This window comes from Paenibacillus sp. HWE-109 (assembly GCF_022163125.1).
GTDB lineage: Bacteria > Bacillota > Bacilli > Paenibacillales > NBRC-103111 > Paenibacillus_E.
In genome coordinates this window covers 4,090,785-4,108,972 of sequence record NZ_CP091881.1, presented here as the reverse complement: position 1 = coordinate 4,108,972, position 18,188 = coordinate 4,090,785, and the positions used below count along the sequence as shown (strand labels likewise).

General features: G+C 46.6%; 19 protein-coding genes and 1 riboswitch. All 19 genes read left to right on the top strand.

Annotated features, from left to right (window positions below; genetic code table 11):
- Positions 1–42: 42 nt before the first annotated feature.
- On the top strand, positions 43–1,377 hold the full coding sequence (lysA, locus tag LOZ80_RS17635) for a diaminopimelate decarboxylase (protein ID WP_238172565.1): 1,335 nt from the start codon (positions 43–45) through the stop codon (positions 1,375–1,377).
- Positions 1,378–1,427: 50 nt separating this feature from the next.
- On the top strand, positions 1,428–1,859 hold the full coding sequence (locus LOZ80_RS17630) for a peptidylprolyl isomerase (protein ID WP_171643430.1): 432 nt from the start codon (positions 1,428–1,430) through the stop codon (positions 1,857–1,859).
- 204 nt (positions 1,860–2,063) lie between these two features.
- On the top strand, positions 2,064–3,644 hold the full coding sequence (locus LOZ80_RS17625) for a sensor domain-containing diguanylate cyclase (protein ID WP_238172564.1): 1,581 nt from the start codon (positions 2,064–2,066) through the stop codon (positions 3,642–3,644).
- Between the two features lie 112 nt (positions 3,645–3,756).
- A riboswitch (FMN riboswitch) is annotated at positions 3,757–3,939 on the top strand.
- Positions 3,940–4,173: 234 nt separating this feature from the next.
- Positions 4,174–5,283, top strand: coding sequence for a bifunctional diaminohydroxyphosphoribosylaminopyrimidine deaminase/5-amino-6-(5-phosphoribosylamino)uracil reductase RibD (gene ribD, locus LOZ80_RS17620; protein WP_238173021.1), 1,110 nt, complete (start codon positions 4,174–4,176; stop codon positions 5,281–5,283).
- A 16-nt stretch (positions 5,284–5,299) separates the two neighbouring features.
- Positions 5,300–5,971, top strand: a complete 672-nt coding sequence (ribE, locus tag LOZ80_RS17615) for a riboflavin synthase (protein WP_238172563.1) — start codon at positions 5,300–5,302, stop codon at positions 5,969–5,971.
- A gap of 38 nt (positions 5,972–6,009) precedes the next feature.
- The gene (locus LOZ80_RS17610) at positions 6,010–7,236 is read left to right on the top strand and encodes a bifunctional 3,4-dihydroxy-2-butanone-4-phosphate synthase/GTP cyclohydrolase II (protein WP_238172562.1); all 1,227 of its coding nucleotides are present in this window, start codon (positions 6,010–6,012) and stop codon (positions 7,234–7,236) included.
- A 58-nt stretch (positions 7,237–7,294) separates the two neighbouring features.
- Positions 7,295–7,765, top strand: coding sequence for a 6,7-dimethyl-8-ribityllumazine synthase (gene ribH / locus LOZ80_RS17605; protein ID WP_238172561.1), 471 nt, complete (start codon positions 7,295–7,297; stop codon positions 7,763–7,765).
- Positions 7,765–8,406 (top strand): site-2 protease family protein, encoded by a 642-nt coding sequence (locus LOZ80_RS17600; RefSeq protein ID WP_238172560.1) that lies wholly within the window; start codon positions 7,765–7,767, stop codon positions 8,404–8,406. The genes ribH and LOZ80_RS17600 overlap by 1 nt, the downstream gene beginning before the upstream one ends.
- 15 nt (positions 8,407–8,421) lie before the next feature.
- The gene (locus tag LOZ80_RS17595) at positions 8,422–9,213 is read left to right on the top strand and encodes a segregation and condensation protein A (RefSeq protein WP_238172559.1); all 792 of its coding nucleotides are present in this window, start codon (positions 8,422–8,424) and stop codon (positions 9,211–9,213) included.
- Positions 9,197–9,826: an SMC-Scp complex subunit ScpB gene (gene scpB, locus LOZ80_RS17590; protein WP_238173020.1), complete on the top strand. Its 630-nt coding sequence runs from the start codon at positions 9,197–9,199 to the stop codon at positions 9,824–9,826. The genes LOZ80_RS17595 and scpB overlap by 17 nt, the downstream gene beginning before the upstream one ends.
- Before the next feature lie 106 nt (positions 9,827–9,932).
- The gene (locus LOZ80_RS17585) at positions 9,933–10,634 is read left to right on the top strand and encodes a DUF2953 domain-containing protein (protein ID WP_238172558.1); all 702 of its coding nucleotides are present in this window, start codon (positions 9,933–9,935) and stop codon (positions 10,632–10,634) included.
- Between the two features lie 117 nt (positions 10,635–10,751).
- A complete protein-coding gene (ytfJ, locus tag LOZ80_RS17580) occupies positions 10,752–11,252 on the top strand; it encodes a GerW family sporulation protein (protein WP_189014202.1) in 501 nt (166 codons plus the stop codon).
- A 164-nt stretch (positions 11,253–11,416) separates the two neighbouring features.
- Positions 11,417–12,610, top strand: coding sequence for a D-alanyl-D-alanine carboxypeptidase family protein (locus LOZ80_RS17575; RefSeq protein WP_443147037.1), 1,194 nt, complete (start codon positions 11,417–11,419; stop codon positions 12,608–12,610).
- 12 nt (positions 12,611–12,622) lie between these two features.
- Positions 12,623–13,222: a nucleoside recognition domain-containing protein gene (locus LOZ80_RS17570; protein WP_189014209.1), complete on the top strand. Its 600-nt coding sequence runs from the start codon at positions 12,623–12,625 to the stop codon at positions 13,220–13,222.
- Positions 13,223–13,228: 6 nt separating this feature from the next.
- Positions 13,229–13,762, top strand: a complete 534-nt coding sequence (locus LOZ80_RS17565; RefSeq protein ID WP_189014211.1) for a spore maturation protein — start codon at positions 13,229–13,231, stop codon at positions 13,760–13,762.
- Positions 13,763–13,833: 71 nt separating this feature from the next.
- A complete protein-coding gene (locus LOZ80_RS17560) occupies positions 13,834–14,580 on the top strand; it encodes a pseudouridine synthase (protein WP_238172557.1) in 747 nt (248 codons plus the stop codon).
- A gap of 83 nt (positions 14,581–14,663) precedes the next feature.
- The gene (locus tag LOZ80_RS17555) at positions 14,664–15,206 is read left to right on the top strand and encodes a redoxin domain-containing protein (protein ID WP_238172556.1); all 543 of its coding nucleotides are present in this window, start codon (positions 14,664–14,666) and stop codon (positions 15,204–15,206) included.
- Between the two features lie 29 nt (positions 15,207–15,235).
- Positions 15,236–16,903, top strand: a complete 1,668-nt coding sequence (resB, locus tag LOZ80_RS17550; protein ID WP_238173018.1) for a cytochrome c biogenesis protein ResB — start codon at positions 15,236–15,238, stop codon at positions 16,901–16,903.
- Positions 16,900–18,159: a cytochrome c biogenesis protein CcsA gene (gene ccsA, locus LOZ80_RS17545; RefSeq protein ID WP_238172555.1), complete on the top strand. Its 1,260-nt coding sequence runs from the start codon at positions 16,900–16,902 to the stop codon at positions 18,157–18,159. The genes resB and ccsA overlap by 4 nt, the downstream gene beginning before the upstream one ends.
- Positions 18,160–18,188: the final 29 nt, after the last annotated feature.

Below are 18,188 nucleotides of genomic sequence, written 5' to 3'. Positions count from 1 at the left end.
ATAATGGCAAGAAATGGTTCCGGGAGAGAGGGATTTCAAGCTATGTATTTGCACGGTACAAGTAAAATAAATGATCAAGGCCACCTCGAAATCGGCGGTGTCGATGCAACCCGATTAGTTGCTGACTATGGGACACCTTTATATGTGTTTGATGAAGCGCTGATACGTCAGCGTTGCCGGGAATTCGTTGAAGCTTTTCAAGCATCCGGTTTGAAATTCCAAGTGGCGTATGCCAGCAAAGCGTTCTGTGTTATGGCGATGTGCCGTATCGTGGAAGAAGAAGGCATGTCGTTGGATGTAGTTTCCGACGGTGAGTTGTACACAGCTCTGCAAGCAGGATTTCCTGCTGAACGGATTCACTTCCATGGCAACAACAAAACAATGGATGAAATCGAAATGGCGATTGATGCGAAGATCGGTTGTTTCGTAGTAGATAATTTTATTGAACTTCAATTGCTGAATGCAATCGCCGGCGATAAACGCCAGAAGGTAAAAGTTCTGCTGCGAATTACGCCAGGGGTGGAAGCTCATACGCATGAATATATTTCGACAGGCCAAACCGATTCCAAATTTGGTTTTGATTTAGGCAATGGCTCAGCGTTCGAAGCGATCAAAGAAGCTGCATCCTTGAGCAATTTGGATCTCTTAGGCATTCATTCCCATATTGGTTCGCAAATTTTCGAAGTCGAAGGTTTCCGCATGGCAGCTGAGAAAATGGCTGCTTTCGCTGTTCACGTTCGTCAAGAAACAGGCGTCACGTTCAAAGTTATCAATCTTGGCGGCGGTTTTGGCATTCGTTATGTGGATGGTCATACGCCGCTTCCAGTTGCTGTTTACGTAGAAGCGATCACCGATGCGATTAAACAAAATTTCGGCAGCAATGAGTACCCATTGCCAGAAATTTGGGTTGAGCCTGGTCGCAGCATTGTGGGTGATGCAGGGACTACATTGTACACGGTCGGTACGACCAAGGATATTCCAGGAGTACGCAAGTACGTGGCGGTAGATGGCGGTATGACGGATAACCCGCGCCCGGCGCTGTATGAGTCTGAGTATGAAGCGATGTTAGCCAACCGTGCCAATGAACAAGCGGAAGAAGTTGTATCCATTGCAGGCAAATGCTGTGAAAGCGGCGATATGCTAATATGGGATCTGAACCTTCCGAAAGTGAAGGCAGGCGATGTTTTGGCTGTTTCATGTACAGGGGCCTATAACTATGCAATGGCGAGCAACTACAACCGGATTCGTCGTCCGGGTGTCGTTTTCGTCAAAGAAGGGCAAAGTGATATCGTAGTTAAACGAGAGTCCTTCGACAACATCATCAGCAACGACATCATTCCAGCGAGAATGAAACAAGTTAGTAAATTTGTGAAATAAAAGGTTTCATAGTAGAATAAGATATTATTGTCTAAAGGAGTGGACCACAAATGGCCAAACAAGCAAAAATTAAACTAGCAGGCGGCGGCGAAGTCGTTATCGATCTTTTCGAAAATGACGCTCCAAACACAGTTGCCAACTTTGAAAAATTAGCAAACTCCGGTTTCTACAACGGACTTGTTTTTCATCGCGTAATTCCAGGATTCGTAGCACAAGGTGGTTGCCCAACAGGAACGGGAACAGGTGGACCTGGTTACCAAATCAACTGTGAAATCAATCCGAACAAACATGAGCGCGGTTCCCTGGCGATGGCTCATGCAGGCAGAAATACAGGTGGAAGCCAATTCTACATTGCCTACCAACCACAACCACATCTGGATGGAGGACATACTGTTTTCGGTAAAGTCTCCAAAGGAATGGAATTGGTCGATGCTTTCAAAGGCAAAGATCTTATGGAAAAAGTAGAAGTAGTAGAAGTATAATTGCTGCCTATTTGTTTAGGAAGAACCTCGACCTCCGGTTTCCGGAGATCGAGGTTTTTTTTGTATGTAACGGAGTCAGTTTACCCATATTATGACAGAAGTGTGATGAAAATTAACATTCTCCTCGATAATTTTAACGTAATTTTACTAACATTTCTTATAGAAAATATAGAGGAACGTGAAATTGTTAGTAGGAGGGGAGATATGGTACGTCGAGGAGATTTTAAACTTAGGCATCTGGTCAATGCCTTTGTATTTATATCTGTGATTACAACATTAAGCGTAAGTATTGCGATTAGTTATCATAATGAGAAAAAATCGTTAATCCGAATGACGTTTGAGTTGAATAAAATATATGCGGACAAAGTAGCGGAAACGGTAGATGGTTTGTTTCTTGGATTGAAACAAGGTCTCAAGGTAACGGGGGCCTACCTGCAGAAGGATCTGAACAGGCCGGATATGTTTGAGCAGCTAGAGCTTTTTCGCCATAATCATTCCAGTTTGAACTCAGTCACACTGGTGAATCGCGCAGGCATCATTACACAGACGTCCCCTTATAATAAGGATTTGATCGGCAAGAAGATCGGACCTGACATCGACAAACTGTTCATACAACAGCGTCCGATCATCTCGGAGCCGTATTTCACAACAACCAATTACTTATCGGTATCGATCATACAGCCTTTATTTAATGAATATGGCGAATTTATAGGCGCGCTTGGTGGCACGATACACTTGCATGAAACCAATATGTTCAACACGATATTAGGGGATAAAATGAGGGGGGAAGACGGATCGTATTTCTTCGTGGTAAGTTCGGAAGGCAATCTGATTTATCATCCAGAACCGTCTCGCATAGGTGAAAAAGTGGTAGAAAATCCAGCAGTTGCCCAGCTATTGGAAGGGAAAAGCGGTGTCCAAAGGCTTACGAATACGAAGGGTGTCGATATGCTGGCCAGCTTTACCTATATGAAGGAATCCCGCTGGGGGATTGTTGCGCAAACCCCTACAAATATTGTATTGAAAGCAACGCGTCAACTCGTTATGCAGGTATTGGTCGTCGTTATCCCGATTCTACTCGCTTTTATGCTTGTCATCTACACCTTAATTCGGAAAATGTCAGAGCCTCTTGTGAGACTGGCTAATTACGCGGCAAAGCTGTCAACCAATAACCTTGAACATGAAGAGCCTCCGCGTATTCACTCCTGGATGTATGAAGCTAATAAGCTGCATAAGGCATTTAGTTTGGCTGTCAGCCATTTGCGAACTGAATTCGACGATTTGTCCCATGATGCCCAAACAGACCCCTTGACAGGGTTATATAACCGCCGCACGATGGAACTGTTCATGACTAATCTTTTTTCACAGGAAAAACGGTTCAGCATTCTTGTGCTGGATATTGATAATTTCAAGCATGTGAATGACAGCTATGGGCATGAATTCGGAGATTATATGCTGCAATTCCTTGCGGAAAGCTTGCAGAAATCATTAGGTAAAAGCGGCGTTTGCTTTCGATATGGGGGAGAAGAATTCGTTGTCTTGCTGCCAGGTACAACTTTGCAATCCGCTCTGACAAGAGCTGAAATGCTCAGGAAATCGCTGGAAGAGACAGCGGGACCTGGCGGCAAGCATATCACCGTCTCGATCGGCGTAGCTTCTTTTCCAGAAACAACCTCTGTGACGGATAAGCTGTTTGGGCTTGCCGATAAAGCGCTCTATCAGGCGAAAAGTCTGGGCCGCAATCGCGTTGAACTGGCCGAAAAGGAAGCAGCCCTTGATTGTTAGAAGAATGTTAGATAAAAAAAGCCCTTGCTTTTTCCAGGTGTGAGTGATAAATTTTTCATTACCAAAGTAATTTTTAGCTAATTCTTAGTTGTTAGTTACTTTCATATGTATGCAAAACCTTCGGGGCGTGGTGAAATTCCACACCGGCGGTGATTCGAGGCATGAACATCTGTTCGAGCTATCGATAAGTCCGTGACCCGTTTTGAAGCTAGCGGTACCTGACATACAGCTTCGCTACGGCTGATCCGGTGCAACTCCGGAACCGACAGTATAGTCTGGATGGGAGAAGGAAAACGCGAATCTAACATTCGCTGTGCGTACTTGTACATTTTTTCACGTAAACAAAAATTCGGCAAGTCTGTCTATTTATACAGATCAGTCGTTCTTGTTTGGTTTGATCAAAAATGCAGCAAGTACGTATTAGCAGAAGCTTCTTCGTGTTATCTCGACAATCTCTGGCCCCTTCCCGATATACGGAGGGGTCTTTTTGCATTCATAATTAGGCTTGAGGGTAAGGGCGGTGAACAATGTGCAAGTACTGAATGACGAAGCTTACATGAAACTTGCTTTGCAAATGGCGGCAAGCGCCCTGGGTCAAACAGGCATCAATCCGGTTGTCGGCTGCGTCCTGGTGAAAGAGGGACGTATTGTGGGAATGGGAGCGCACTTGCAGCGCGGCCACGGACACGCCGAAGTTCTTGCCTTGCAAATGGCAGGCGAGGACGCAAGGGGAAGCACGGCGTATGTCACGCTTGAGCCCTGCAGCCATTATGGCAAGACGCCGCCCTGCAGCGATCGTCTCATCGAAGCGGGCGTAAGCCGGGTTGTGGTTGCAACGACGGACCCTAACCCGCTGGTTGCCGGCACAGGGATCGCCAAGCTGCAAGCCCAAGGCATCGAGGTCAGTGTCGGTTTGCTCGCTGAGGAAGCCTCAGGAATGAATGAGGCTTTCAATAAGTTTATCGTCACACGGATGCCGTATGTGACGATGAAGACGGCGAGCACACTCGACGGTCGCATTGCTTCGAAGACAGGCGACAGCAAGTGGATCACATCGCCCGCGTCGCGCGCTTATGTTCATACCCTGCGCCATCAGCATCAGGGGATTATGATCGGCGTTGACACCGTCATCGCCGATGACCCGCTGCTGAGCGCGCGCGGGGACGTACCGGCTGTGCAGCCGGTGCGGATCGTCGCGGACTCGCAGCTGCGAGTCCCGCTGGGCGCCCGCGTGCTCACAGAGCAGGATCGTCAGCCGACGATCCTGCTCGCGAGCGCACAGGCGCCCGCGGAGCGGCGTGCCGCGCTGGAAGCGCGCGGCGTCACGGTCCTCACCTGCGGGGATGGCCCGCGGGTGGACCTCCTGCTCGCCATGCGCCAGCTCGGCGAGCGGGAGATTGGCTCCATCCTCCTAGAGGGTGGAGGTCAATTGAACGGCGCCATGCTTGAGCAGCGCCTGATCGACAATCTGGTGCTGATGTTCGCGCCGAAACTGATCGGCGGAGGCCATGCAGCACCGATGAACATCCACTTCGAGGGCTTCGCGAAGATGGAACAAGCAATTACGCTCGACCGGGTGAAGGTCGAGCAGTTCGGTCCGGATATCAGCATCAGCGGCTATCCGATATATCCGAGCTAACGAATGGAGGGCTGTCATGTTTACCGGCATAATTGAAGAAATCGGCCACATGCGCCGCATTCATAGTCAAGGGCAAGCGATGGTTTTAACGATTGGCGCCAAGAAAGTGCTGGAAGATGTTCACCTGGGCGACAGCATTTCGGTTAACGGGGTTTGTCTGACGGTCATTTCCTTTGACAGTGACTCCTTCTCAGTCGACGTTATGCCAGAAACGTATCGCAAGACGAATCTACGCAAGCTGCAGAGCGGCACGCGCGTGAATCTGGAGCGAGCGATGGCTGCCAACGGACGATTTGGCGGTCACATCGTGCAAGGACACGTGGACGCCACAGCAACGATTGTTTCACGCATTCCCGAAGAAAATGCGGTTGTTTATCGGTTCGAACCGGACAATAAACACATTTTTCGCTATATCATTACTGGCGGTTCCATCACAATTGACGGTATAAGCCTCACGGTGGTCGATGTGAATGAACGTGAAGTTGCGGTATCCATCATTCCGCATACACTTGCGCAAACGGTCCTGCATGACAAAAAAGCCGGGGATACGGTCAACATGGAATGTGACGTACTTGGCAAATATATGGAGCGTCTGCTCAAATTCGGTCCTTCTGACGCAGCAGATGGAAATAGTCATAAGCCAAGCAAGCTAACTGCCAGCTTTCTGGCTGATAATGGTTTTATGTAAGCTGCAACAGCAAAGAGATTAGGATAGGAGAGGTGAATATGACAGAAATCAACTTCAACCGTATTGAAGAAGCTCTGGAGGATCTCAAGCTGGGCAAGGTCATCATTGTTGTCGATGATGAGGATCGTGAGAATGAAGGTGATTTTATTGCGCTTGCGGATAAAACAACACCGGAAGTGATTAATTTCATGATTAAAGAAGGACGCGGACTCGTGTGCGTACCGATTACAGAAGAACGGGCACAAGAACTGGATCTGCCTCCGATGGTAGCCAGGAATACCGATTACCACGGCACAGCGTTTACGGTTTCTGTTGACCATAGCGATACGAGCACAGGCATATCCGCTCATGAGCGTTCGAGAACAATCATGGGTTTGATTGATCCTAAGACGAAACCGCAGGATTTCCGCAGGCCAGGTCATATTTTTCCTTTGATTGCCAAAAAAGGCGGTGTACTTCGTCGGGCAGGTCATACAGAAGCTGCTGTTGATCTAGCGATTATGTGCGATTCTTATCCTGCCGCTGTCATCTGTGAAGTCATCAAAGAAGACGGCACGATGGCTCGTGTGCCTGATTTGATGGACATTGCCGCCAAACATGAGTTGCGTATTATTACAATTCAGGATTTAATCCATTATCGCAATAAACAGGAAAAATTGGTTGAACGCGAAGTTGAAATTAAGCTGCCAACGGATTTCGGCACGTTTAAGGCCATTGCTTATACCAACCAATTGGACAACAAAGAGCATGTGGCATTGGTCAAGGGAACGATCGATCCTTCCAAACCAACCTTGGTTCGTGTACATTCCGAGTGCTTAACGGGAGATGTATTCCATTCTCATCGCTGTGATTGCGGTCCGCAATTGGATGCAGCACTAAAACAGATTGATGAAGAGGGCAATGGTGTATTATTATATATGCGACAGGAAGGTCGCGGAATCGGTTTAATCAATAAATTGAAGGCATATGCTCTGCAAGAGCAGGGATTAGATACGGTAGAGGCGAATATTAAACTTGGATTTGCTCCAGATCTTCGTGATTATGGGATTGGGGCGCAAATTCTGAAGGATTTGGGCATCACGCAGCTTCGTTTATTGACGAACAATCCACGCAAGATCAAAGGTCTGGAAGGCTATGGCTTAGAAGTCGTGGAGCGAGTGGCCATCCAAATGGACAGCAAAGCAGATAATTTGAGTTATTTGCAAACAAAGAAAGCAAAGCTTGGCCACATGCTGAGTTTTCATGACTCGGGCAGCGGCATTTAAGCATAGAGATTGCATGGTTTCATATTACACGTTTCGATAAGAGAGGGAGACTATAATCATGGCTAACATTTTTGAAGGACATTTAATTTCGCAAAACTTGAAATATGGGATTGTTGTAGGTCGTTTCAATGAGTTCATCACATCCAAATTGCTTGGCGGCGCACAGGACGCTCTGAAGCGTCATGGTGTACTGGAAGATGAGATTGATATCGCCTGGGTACCAGGAGCGTTCGAACTCCCCCTTATCGCGCAAAAAATGGCTGAGAGCGGCAAATACGACGCGGTCATAACCCTCGGCGCTGTCATTCGGGGGTCAACGCCTCACTTTGATTATGTGTGCAGCGAAGTAGCGAAAGGTGTTTCCGCTATTAACTTGAAAACGGGCGTTCCAACGATCTTTGGCGTACTGACAACGGACTCCATCGAGCAAGCTGTTGAGCGCGCGGGAACGAAGGCTGGAAATAAAGGCTGGGAAGCGGCTGTAACTGCGATTGAAATGGCTAATTTGACGAAGCAATTCACTTCCTAATGCTTTCTTATTATCATTTGGAAACACTGCTGCCCCGACTGGTCGCCTTTCTGATTGCGATGACGCTGCATGATGCTGCGCACGCAGGTGCAGCTTGGCTGCTCGGAGATCGAACAGCTCGGGACAGCAAACGGTTATCACTCAATCCCTTGGCACATTTGGATGCCTTGGGATTGGCGATGATCGTATTCGGACCTTACGGTTGGTCGAAGAAAATACCCATTGACGCTGCTCGTTTCCCAAGAAAGCCAAAGCTATCCAACGCCTTGGTCTATGCAGCGGGTCCTTTTACCAATTTGCTGCTCGCTTTGTTCTTCTGGTGGCTCAATTTCTTTCTACCTGCCTTCGCGGGTGGAACGGCGGAGTCGATAACCGTGGAACAATGGCGAGTCTATTTGCAGTATGGCGTCATTGTCAATATCATGATTTGTTTGATTCATTTGCTGCCCCTATATCCGTTAGATGGCTGGTATATTTTAAAAGGTTTATTTCCCGCCAATAGGCAAGGCTGGTTCTCAAGAAATCAACGTTATGCACTTATTCTCGTTATCGTTCTACTGGTTACACCGATGGGCCAATGGCTGCTTGGGCATGTATATCCTTTTGCCGCGCAGTTTGTAATGCAAGTATTTTCACTATGACAAGGGGGAACAGAGATGAAAGTCACCTATAAGTTAGAAGCTTTTGAAGGCCCCCTTGATCTATTGCTGCACTTGATCGATAAAAATGAACTCGACATTTATAATATTCCGATCAAAGAGATTACAGATCAATACTTAGGCTACGTGCAAGCGATGCAAGAATTGGAACTAGAAATTACAAGCGAATTTCTAGTTATGGCTGCGACGCTGCTCTCCATTAAGAGTAAGATGCTGCTGCCTAAGCCGCCTGTAATTGAATTTGATGAATATTTTGATGATATGGAAGACGAACTTGATCCGCGAGCTGAATTGGTTGCCAAGCTGATTGAATACCGGAAGTATAAGTCGATTGCTGACATGCTGAGGGATAAAGAGGTGGAGCGCAGCTTGGTTTACACGCGTGAACCTGAGGATTTAACTTCTTTCCTGCCGCATAGTCAAGAGAATCCTGTTGAAGGATTGGATGTAGCGGATCTGCTGTTCGCTTTTCAGCGGACTTTGCGCAAATTAGCCAATCGGAATGTGGTCGCACGCATTCGCCGGGATGAGATATCCGTGAAAGACCGGATACGTGAAGTCATCGATTTGCTCAAGGTACGAGGCGGCAAATTACTATTTTCCAAATTATTTGATTACGACATGACCCGGGAAGAAATTGTTGTTACGTTCTTAGCGATTCTAGAATTAATGAAAATGAAGAAAGTCGTTTGCCATCAGCACAAGCTGTTCGAGGATATCGTTATCCAAGTGAAAGAGGAGGTTTCTGACATTGACACTCAATTTCCCACAGATGAAATCAATTATTGAAGGACTGCTCTTTGCTTCTGGTGACGAAGGCTTGGATGCGAAACAGTTGGCAGAAGTCATGGAATTAGACCTTTATTTGATTCGCGATCTGCTTAAAGATATGAGAACCGAATTCAAACGGAAGGGACGCGGCATTCAAATCGTGGAGGTAGCTGGGGCGTATCAATTGACGACCTTGGCAGAGCATGCCCCGTATTTTGAACGGTTGGCTTACACACCATCACGCTCATCCCTCTCCCAGGCAGCGCTTGAAACCCTTTCGATTGTTGCCTATAAGCAACCGATTACACGCGTCGAGATCGAGGAAATCCGCGGGGTCAAATGTGATCGCGCATTGGCAACCTTGACCGGCAAAGATCTAATTACAGAAGTTGGACGAGCTGATGCGGTAGGCAGACCGATCCTCTATGGGACTTCGAAACAATTTCTTGAATATTTTGGGCTTGGCTCCATTCTGGAATTGCCGGATTCAACGAGTTTTCAAGGGAATTTTGATTTGGAAGAAGAGACCCGCATGCTGTTTGACCGCTTGGGTGGCGATCAGAAACAATTAACCCTTGAAGATGTGAATGACGGACACGACGGACACGACGAGTACGACGAGCACGAATAAGGTCACGCGGAAATGCATTTCATTTCCTTTTTTAGCTCATACTAACTCCACTGGCGAGAAGACTTCTTCTTGCATTGGAGTTTTTTTGCTGAGGAGGCATATCACCTTGTTGTGGATAGGGCTTGCACTGCTTGTGGTCACTGTGGCGATTATCGCTGTCCTAGTCAGTTTTATACGAGGGGAATTTTATTTCTCAAGGGTAAAGGATAATGATACGCTGTCCGTCGAGATGCGAGCTTTATTTGGGCTTGTACGCTATCGATATGTGATTCCAATTATTCAATTCAAAGGCTTTACGCAGGGAATCATGATTAAGTCGGAAGTTGTGAATGACAAAAAGCTCGAATTAAAAGATGCGAAAAAGGATCATATTACGAAAGATAAAGTTATTGCTTTTTACAAGGAAGCGAAAGTGGTTCTGTTGCATACCTTGAACCTGTATGAATGGGTGAAGATGACACTAGCCAAAGTGGAGTGTACGGAACTCAAATGGATCACACGTGTTGGAGTTGGAGACGCACCAGAAACAGCCATCACAACTGGGGCGATTTGGGGGATCAAATCGTCGTTGCTGGGCTTAGGGATTCGCTATGTGAAGTTAGTGGCGAAACCGCGAATTGATGTCATTCCACAATATAATCAAAAGCAGTTTTCAACTGAATTTCGCTTCGCAGGACGCATTCGCGTCTGGTCTGCTGTGTTAGCTGGAATTCGCCTGTTGGTGCGCGCGGCGAAAGTAAAGGGTGGCCTGCGCGTATGGATTCAAATTGCTTTGAAGTCCAGATCCAGAGTCAAAACGGCTTCTTGAACAGTACATAACGCTATTCCACTAAGGGCATTCTAAAAAAGAACCAGTTTTGGTCTTTAACGCTTGCGTTTCCGATGCCAGCTTGTCTGGCTAAAATCGCTAAGGAGGAATACAAACATGTCCGAACATCCGATTCAAGGCCTCATGAAAGTCGCCATGGAAAATATCAAAGAAATGGTTGACGTGAACACGATTGTTGGAGACCCGGTAGAAACACCGGATGGCAGTGTCATCATGCCGATTTCGAAGGTAGGATTTGGTTTTGCGGCAGGGGGCAGCGAGTTCGTAACCGATTCCGAAATAGAGATCGAGGGAGGTTCAATCAGCAAAAGCGATGCGCTGAATGCCAAGGTCTCCCTGCCATTTGGTGGCGGTAGCGGCGGCGGGGTATCCATTACACCTATTGCTTTTCTTGTAGTCGGCAAAAATGGGGTCAAAGTTGTGCCGCTTGACAATCAAACGCACATCCTCGAGCGTCTGATCGACTCTGCACCGCAGGTGGTGGACAGAATCCAGAGCATGATAAAAGGGTTGACTGCGAAGCCTGCTGCCAGCACGCTTGGCGCAAATGGAGCTAACAATGTAACAAATATCGAAAATCAAAATTTCATCGTGTAGTGATCGGCCTATGTTGAAGCTGTCCTTTGTGGACAGCTTTTTTGTTGTGAGTATGGAATGAGCGGCGATTCGTCTATTTTGGACATATCCCCAATCCGCCAGCATATACTTGTACAAAGTTTTGCATAAGCAGGGTACAAGTTCTTTCGGGTAGGGGGATAACAATGAAGATAAAAGTCCGTTTCATCCTAATGTGCAGTATGCTGCTTAGTTTACTGCTTGCACCGCTGGCACAAGTGGATGCAGCACCGCCAGGCATTCACACGAATGCGGTTGGCGCTTCCCTAATTGATGTCGAGTCAGGCCGTATTCTCTATAGCCAAAAAGGGGACACGCCTATGCGCATTGCTAGTTTAACAAAAATAATGACCGCTATTATTGCTATTGAACAAGGGAATTTGAACGATAAAGTAAAGGTAACCAAAACAGCTTTTGGCAAGGAAGGCTCGTCCATCTATTTGAAGCTTGGTGAGGAAATGCGCCTCCATGATATGCTGTACGGCTTAATGCTTAGGTCAGGGAACGATGCGGCGACAGCAATCGCAGAACATATCGGAGGCAGTGTGGACGGCTTCGTTTATCTCATGAATGAGAAGGCAAAAATGCTCGGGATGGACCATTCGCATTTCACGAATCCTTCTGGCTTGGATGAAGGGGAAGGTCATCGCTCAAGTCCCAATGATATGGCGAAGCTAACCGCGTACGCTTTGAAAAACAACGTCTTTCAAGATATTGTTTCCACGAAGCTAAAAAAAGTGCCGAACCCGAATGAAGCTTGGGATTACTCCTGGCTAAATAAAAATAAAATGTTGAGCCTGTTTGAGGGCGCTGATGGTGTGAAAACAGGCTATACGAAGCTTGCCAAGCGCTGCCTGGTTTCTTCTGCATCACGCAACGGGCATCAACTTGCTGTCGTTACGCTGAATGATCCGGATGATTGGAGCGATCATGGGCGATTGCTCCAATATGGCTTTGCGTATTTCCCGCTGTTAACTCTTGTGAACAAAGGAGACGCTGTTGAAGGTTCAACAGGCGTTGTGGGAAGAACCTTCTCCTATCCGTTAGCTGAAGGAGAAGCCCAGTTGTTGACGCGCAAGGTAACATTGGCTGACCCGGCAACGACTTCCTATCGATTAGGCGAACGTGGAACCATCCAGTACTTTCTTAAAAATAATCTGATTCAAACGATTCCAATTTATGACAAGACGAGTCCGCTCCTGCAAGCTGAAAGTCAATCTACCTTCTCATTTCAAAAAAGTGAGCCATATCAAGCAACATTGCTCTCGCACTATGGGTATGTGCTGAGAATGCTAGTCCGTGAGCTATTTATGATATCTGAATCCGAGTGGGCCGATTAGGAGGGCAAATCTATGGTGAATTGGATTTGGTTGTTGTTTATCGTTGGCGGCTTCGTCGTTGCAGCGCTGAATGGCAATGTGGAAGCCGTGACGCAAGCGGCGTTTGAAGGGGCGAAGAGCGGAGTGACGGTGTGTTTTGGTCTTATTAGCGTGCTTGTTTTTTGGATGGGCATGATGCGGATTGCGGAAGATGCTGGGATTTTAAGCAAGCTCGCGAGACTGCTGCAGCCGGCAATCCGCTTCTTATTTCCCAGCGTTCCCAAGAATCATCCTGCACTCGGATACATCATGTCAAACATGAGCGCCAACATTCTGGGACTTGGCAACGCCGCAACGCCGATGGGGATTAAAGCGATGCAGGAATTGCAGAAGCTAAATCCAGATAAAGATACAGCGAGTACTGCAATGTGTACGTTGCTGGCTTTGAATACGTCAAGTGTTACGCTTATTCCAACAACACTAATTGCGATTCGTATGAATTACAATTCTGTGAATCCGGCGGAAATCGTTGGTACAACGCTGATTGCTACAATCATTTCAACGGCAGCAGCCATTGTCGTGGATCGTTGGTACCGTAGATCGCGCTCGCCCATCCCGCCATTGAAAGGATGATTTCCCATGTATGCCCTCGTCTCGCTCATCTCAGCATGGGCTATTCCGATCATGATTGTCTTCATTCCGCTATATGCTGCCTATAAAAAAATTCCTGTTTATGAATCTTTCGTAGATGGCGCCAAAGAAGGCTTCGATACGGCAATCAAAATCATTCCACATCTCGTCGGCATGATGGTAGCTATCTCCGTTTTTCGAGCTTCAGGAGCTATGGATCTCTTGCTCGGCTGGATGCATCCCATCTTTGACAAGATAGGGGTGCCTACAGAAGTATTGCCGTTAGCTATCCTTCGGCCCATAACCGGAGCGGGTTCGCTGGCTTTTACAACGGATCTTATCGAGCAGTTTGGCCCGGATTCCATGATCGGACGAATTGCTTCAACGGTGCAAGGGAGCACAGACACTACGCTGTATGTCATTACGGTTTATTTCGGCGCTATCGGAATCCGTAAAGCCAGCTATGCATTAAAGGTGGGGCTGATTTCTGATTTAGTAGGTTTCATTGCCTCCATCGTGATCTGTTATCTTGTCTTTGTTTAGGACATCAAGCACCTTCGCTCTTGAGATTTGCAGGCAACTCCGTTATCATTAGCTTGAGGTGAAAGCGGATCATGGAAAGACTGCAAAAAGTATTGGCTGAAGCGGGAATTGCTTCCCGACGGAAATGTGAAGAAATTATTACAGCGGGACGGGTTCAGGTGAACGGCGAAGTCGTTACAACGCTTGGCGTGAAAGTGAACTCGGCCGAAGACGAAATCAGAGTAGATGGACGAGCTATCGGACAACAGAAGAAAATCTACGTCATCTTGAATAAGCCGAAGGGTGTTATTACAAGTGCGACGGACCCGGAAGGACGTAAAGTTGTTACGGACTATCTGCCTGGGATCAGAGAACGCGTTTATCCGGTCGGACGATTGGATTATGATACGGAAGGCTTACTGATATTAACGAATGACGGTGAATTTGCCCATTTGCTTACGCATCCCAAGCACCACGTGCCTAAGACTTATCAAGCAACTGTAAAAGGTGTTCCGCACGGCACGTTATTAGATAAGCTAAAAACGGGCATACAGTTAGAAGACGGAATGACGGCGCCTGCTGAAGTCGAATATGCGGATGTGAATATGGAGAAAAATGAATCCATCATCACCATTACGATCTATGAGGGCAGGAATCGACAAGTCAGACGGATGTTCGAAGCGATTTCTTTTCCGGTTATTAAATTAAAACGTATCAAATTTGGTCCAATCTTCTTAACAGGTCTGCCGAGAGCGAAGTACCGCCACTTGACGCCCAAAGAGGTTGAAGAGCTTAGGAACGAGGCTCTCACGACACATAACGTTCAAAAAGGCCAATAAGAATTGGCCTTCTTTTCGTTATAATAAAGGTAATACTGTGTGATAAACGACTACTATTGTCGAAAAAGTGAAGGTGATAAATTGTGGGTGCAAGAAAGAAATGGGTACAGATTGCGATATTTGCAATCGTGCTTATTATTGGCGTATTTACCATTATTACGAATTTGTCCGCCTCGGACAGCAAGAAGTATCCGCAACAGGGCGATAAAGCGACAAACTTTTCATTGGTCGGGCTAGAAGGAGAAACACATCAATTATCGGATTACAAAGGGAAACCGGTGCTGATTAATTTCTGGGGCACTTTTTGTCCGCCTTGTAAAGAGGAAATGCCTGCCCTTCAGAGGCAGTATGACAAATGGAGCAAACAAGGCGTTGTCTTCCTAGAGGTGAATGTCGACAAAAATAAAGTGACGGTTCAAGGCTTTATGGATCAATACAAATTGAGTCTGCCTGTATTGCTGGATGCCAAGGAAGTGGTGCGCAAGCAGTATGGTGTCATGGATTATCCGACAACTTTCTTTATAGGCGCAGACGGGAAGATTGTCGTCAAGAAAATTGGTCAGATGACAGAATCTTTCATCGACGAAACGCTGGGACAGTTGGTTAACAAGTCGCAAAATCAATAAATGTTTGAAGTTTTCAGGAGGTCAACATGTTGTTTTACAACACCAAATGCGATTGTGGGCATCAGAATCCTACAGGAACTACACTCTGTGAATCATGCGGAAATCCGCTGATTGATATAGATGGCAGAGATATACTGGAAATGCGGTATGATGGCATGGCTCGCCGCTCGCAGAAATCGAATCCTTCGATATTGGATAAAGTCTGGAATTTCTTTTCCTCGGTTAAAATAGCGGTATGGATCATTTTCTTCACGGTTGTCGCTTCAGCGGTAGGTACCATCTTTCCGCAAGAAAACACGTTTCTGGATATGGATCCAGCCCAATATTACTCAGAAAATTACGGTACTTTAGGTACCATCTATCACGTGCTTGGCTTTTCTCATACGTTTAACTCTTGGTGGTTCATTACCTTGCTGTTCATGATCGGGACATCGCTTGTTATTTGCAGCTTGGACCGTGTGCTTCCGCTATACAAAGCATTATCCAAGCAGCAAATCCGCAAGCATCTGAATTTCTTGACACGGCAAAAAGTCACGCTTACGACAGAACTGCCTGCCGGAACGGATGAGGAAGCTTGGACAAGCAAGCTGGGCACGATTTTACGCAAAAAGAGCTATCGCATACATAAAGGCAAAGACGGAACGGCTCTGCTGGCAGAGAAATATCGTTTTAGCCGTTGGGGACCCTATATTAACCATATTGGCCTCATCATTTTCCTGATTGGCGTGCTTATGAGAAGCATCCCGGGCTGGCATATGGATCAATACATGGGCATTCTGGAAGGCGAAACGAAACAGATTCCACATACGTCTTATTTTATCAAAAATGAGAAATTCACCTTGGAACTCTATGATGACAAAGATCTGCCTGAAAGCATCAAGGCCAAAGGACAGATTGTTCCAAAAACGTATGAAACACAGGCGGTGCTGTATCATTGCTCAGCGAATTGCGATGAGTCGGACAAAGAGCCCGTACTTGAAGAAGTACATAAATCGAACATTCTTGTGAATCATCCTCTGGACTACAAGGGACTGCAAGCGTATCAATTTGACTACAAATCGACGCCGCTGCTCATTTCTGTAAAACCTACGTTAAGCAATCCGGCGACTGGTGAATCTTACGGAAGTTTTGATCTGCCTATGAACAACCCTAAGGAAGAATATCAGGCAGGGCCATATACGTTGAAGTTAAAAGGCTATTTTCCGGAATTCGGATTAGAAAAGGGTCAGCCAATCAGTTTATCGAATGAACCGAAAGCGCCTGCATTTATTTTTAACATCACAGGTCCTGGACTTTCGGCCAACGGTGAACCCTATATGTATTTCCCGCGGCAAGTGGATAAGGAGTCTTTCTCTCAAGACACGATTAATGGGGCTATCAGCCAGAAGTTGAAGCTTGCGGTAGGCAGCATGGAAGGCGTGCAATTCGCGAATTACACGACTTACTTGAATATTCGCGTAGATAAAGCGATGCCGTATATTTGGGTTGGCTCAGCGATCTTTATGATCGGCGTTATTATGGGCTTTTACTGGCAGCACAGACGGATATGGATTCGAATAGATCAAGGGAAGTTAACTTTAGGCGGACATACGAATAAAAACTGGTTTGGTTTGCGCAATGAAGTTGCAGCCGCGCTTAAGCAGAACAATGTGGACGTAACACCAAAATCATTAGATACAGGAGGGAACCAAGGGTGAATGTAAATTCAGTCAGCAGCACCTTTTTACTTATCGCTTTTTTCGTTTACCTGGCCGCATTTTTGCTTTTCGTTCTTTCCATTACAGGCAGGAAATGGAGTAATCGCGATCCGGAACAACATACGAAAAGATGGGGGTTTGTAGCTTTTCTAACCTCCGTTGCAGGCTTTGCCTGTCACGTGACATTCTTTTTTACAAGATGGGTGGAAGGCAGTCATATTCCAACTTCTAATATGTACGAGTTCATGACTTTCTTGGGCATGATGATTATGTTTGCTTTCTTGATTGTTTATCTGATTTATCGCACCCCGGTGCTCGGCGTGTTCGCATTGCCGATTGGCTTTATCATTATTGCTTATGCTTCGGTATTTCCAAGTGAAGTTCAGCCATTAATTCCGGCGTTGCAAAGCTATTGGTTGAAAATTCACGTTACGACCGCAGCAGCAGGGGAAGCGTTCTTCGGTGTTGGTTTTGCCGGTGGATTAATGTATCTCTTGCGAGCCGTCGATTACAAAGGAACGACGAAAGCCGATAAGCGCGAACAAAGAGGTGTGGAGCTGACGCTCTTTTTCATCTTGATGCTCATTGCCTTTATTGCCTCTATTTTTACATTTAACGGCTCGGGGTATAAGGCTGTCTTCTCCAAACAAGTGGTTGTCACAGATACACAAGGTCAGCAACAAACGAATACGCAGAACGAAACATACGTACTGCCGCCAATCGTGAAACCTCACGGCATGGACGTCGTTTCGATGAAGCCATTCCTTGGCATGAATGAACCATTGTTCTCAGCGCCGTCCTGGATGGAAGGGGCAAGTGCTGGACGTAAGCTGAACACGGTCATTTGGTCCGTACTCGGTGGATTAATCCTCTATGCACTTGCTCGGTTAGTAGCCCGCAAGCCGTTGGGTGCAGCTATCGGACCTGTTGTGAAAGGAATGGATGCCGAGGATTTGGATGAAATCAGTTACAGGGCAATTGCCATTGGCTATCCGATCTTTACACTCGGGGCACTGATCTTTGCTATGATTTGGGCGCAAGAGGCTTGGGGACGTTTCTGGGGCTGGGATCCCAAAGAAGTATGGGCACTGATCACTTGGCTGTTCTATGCCGTCTTCCTGCATCTGCGGCTGTCCAAAGGTTGGCAAGGTAAGAAATCGGCTTGGTTAACGGTGATTGGTTTTATCGTGGTTATGTTTACTTTGGTTGGGGTAAATCTTGTCATTGCAGGTCTTCACTCCTATGCGGGTGTATAACATAGTTGAACAAAATTAGATAAGGATGT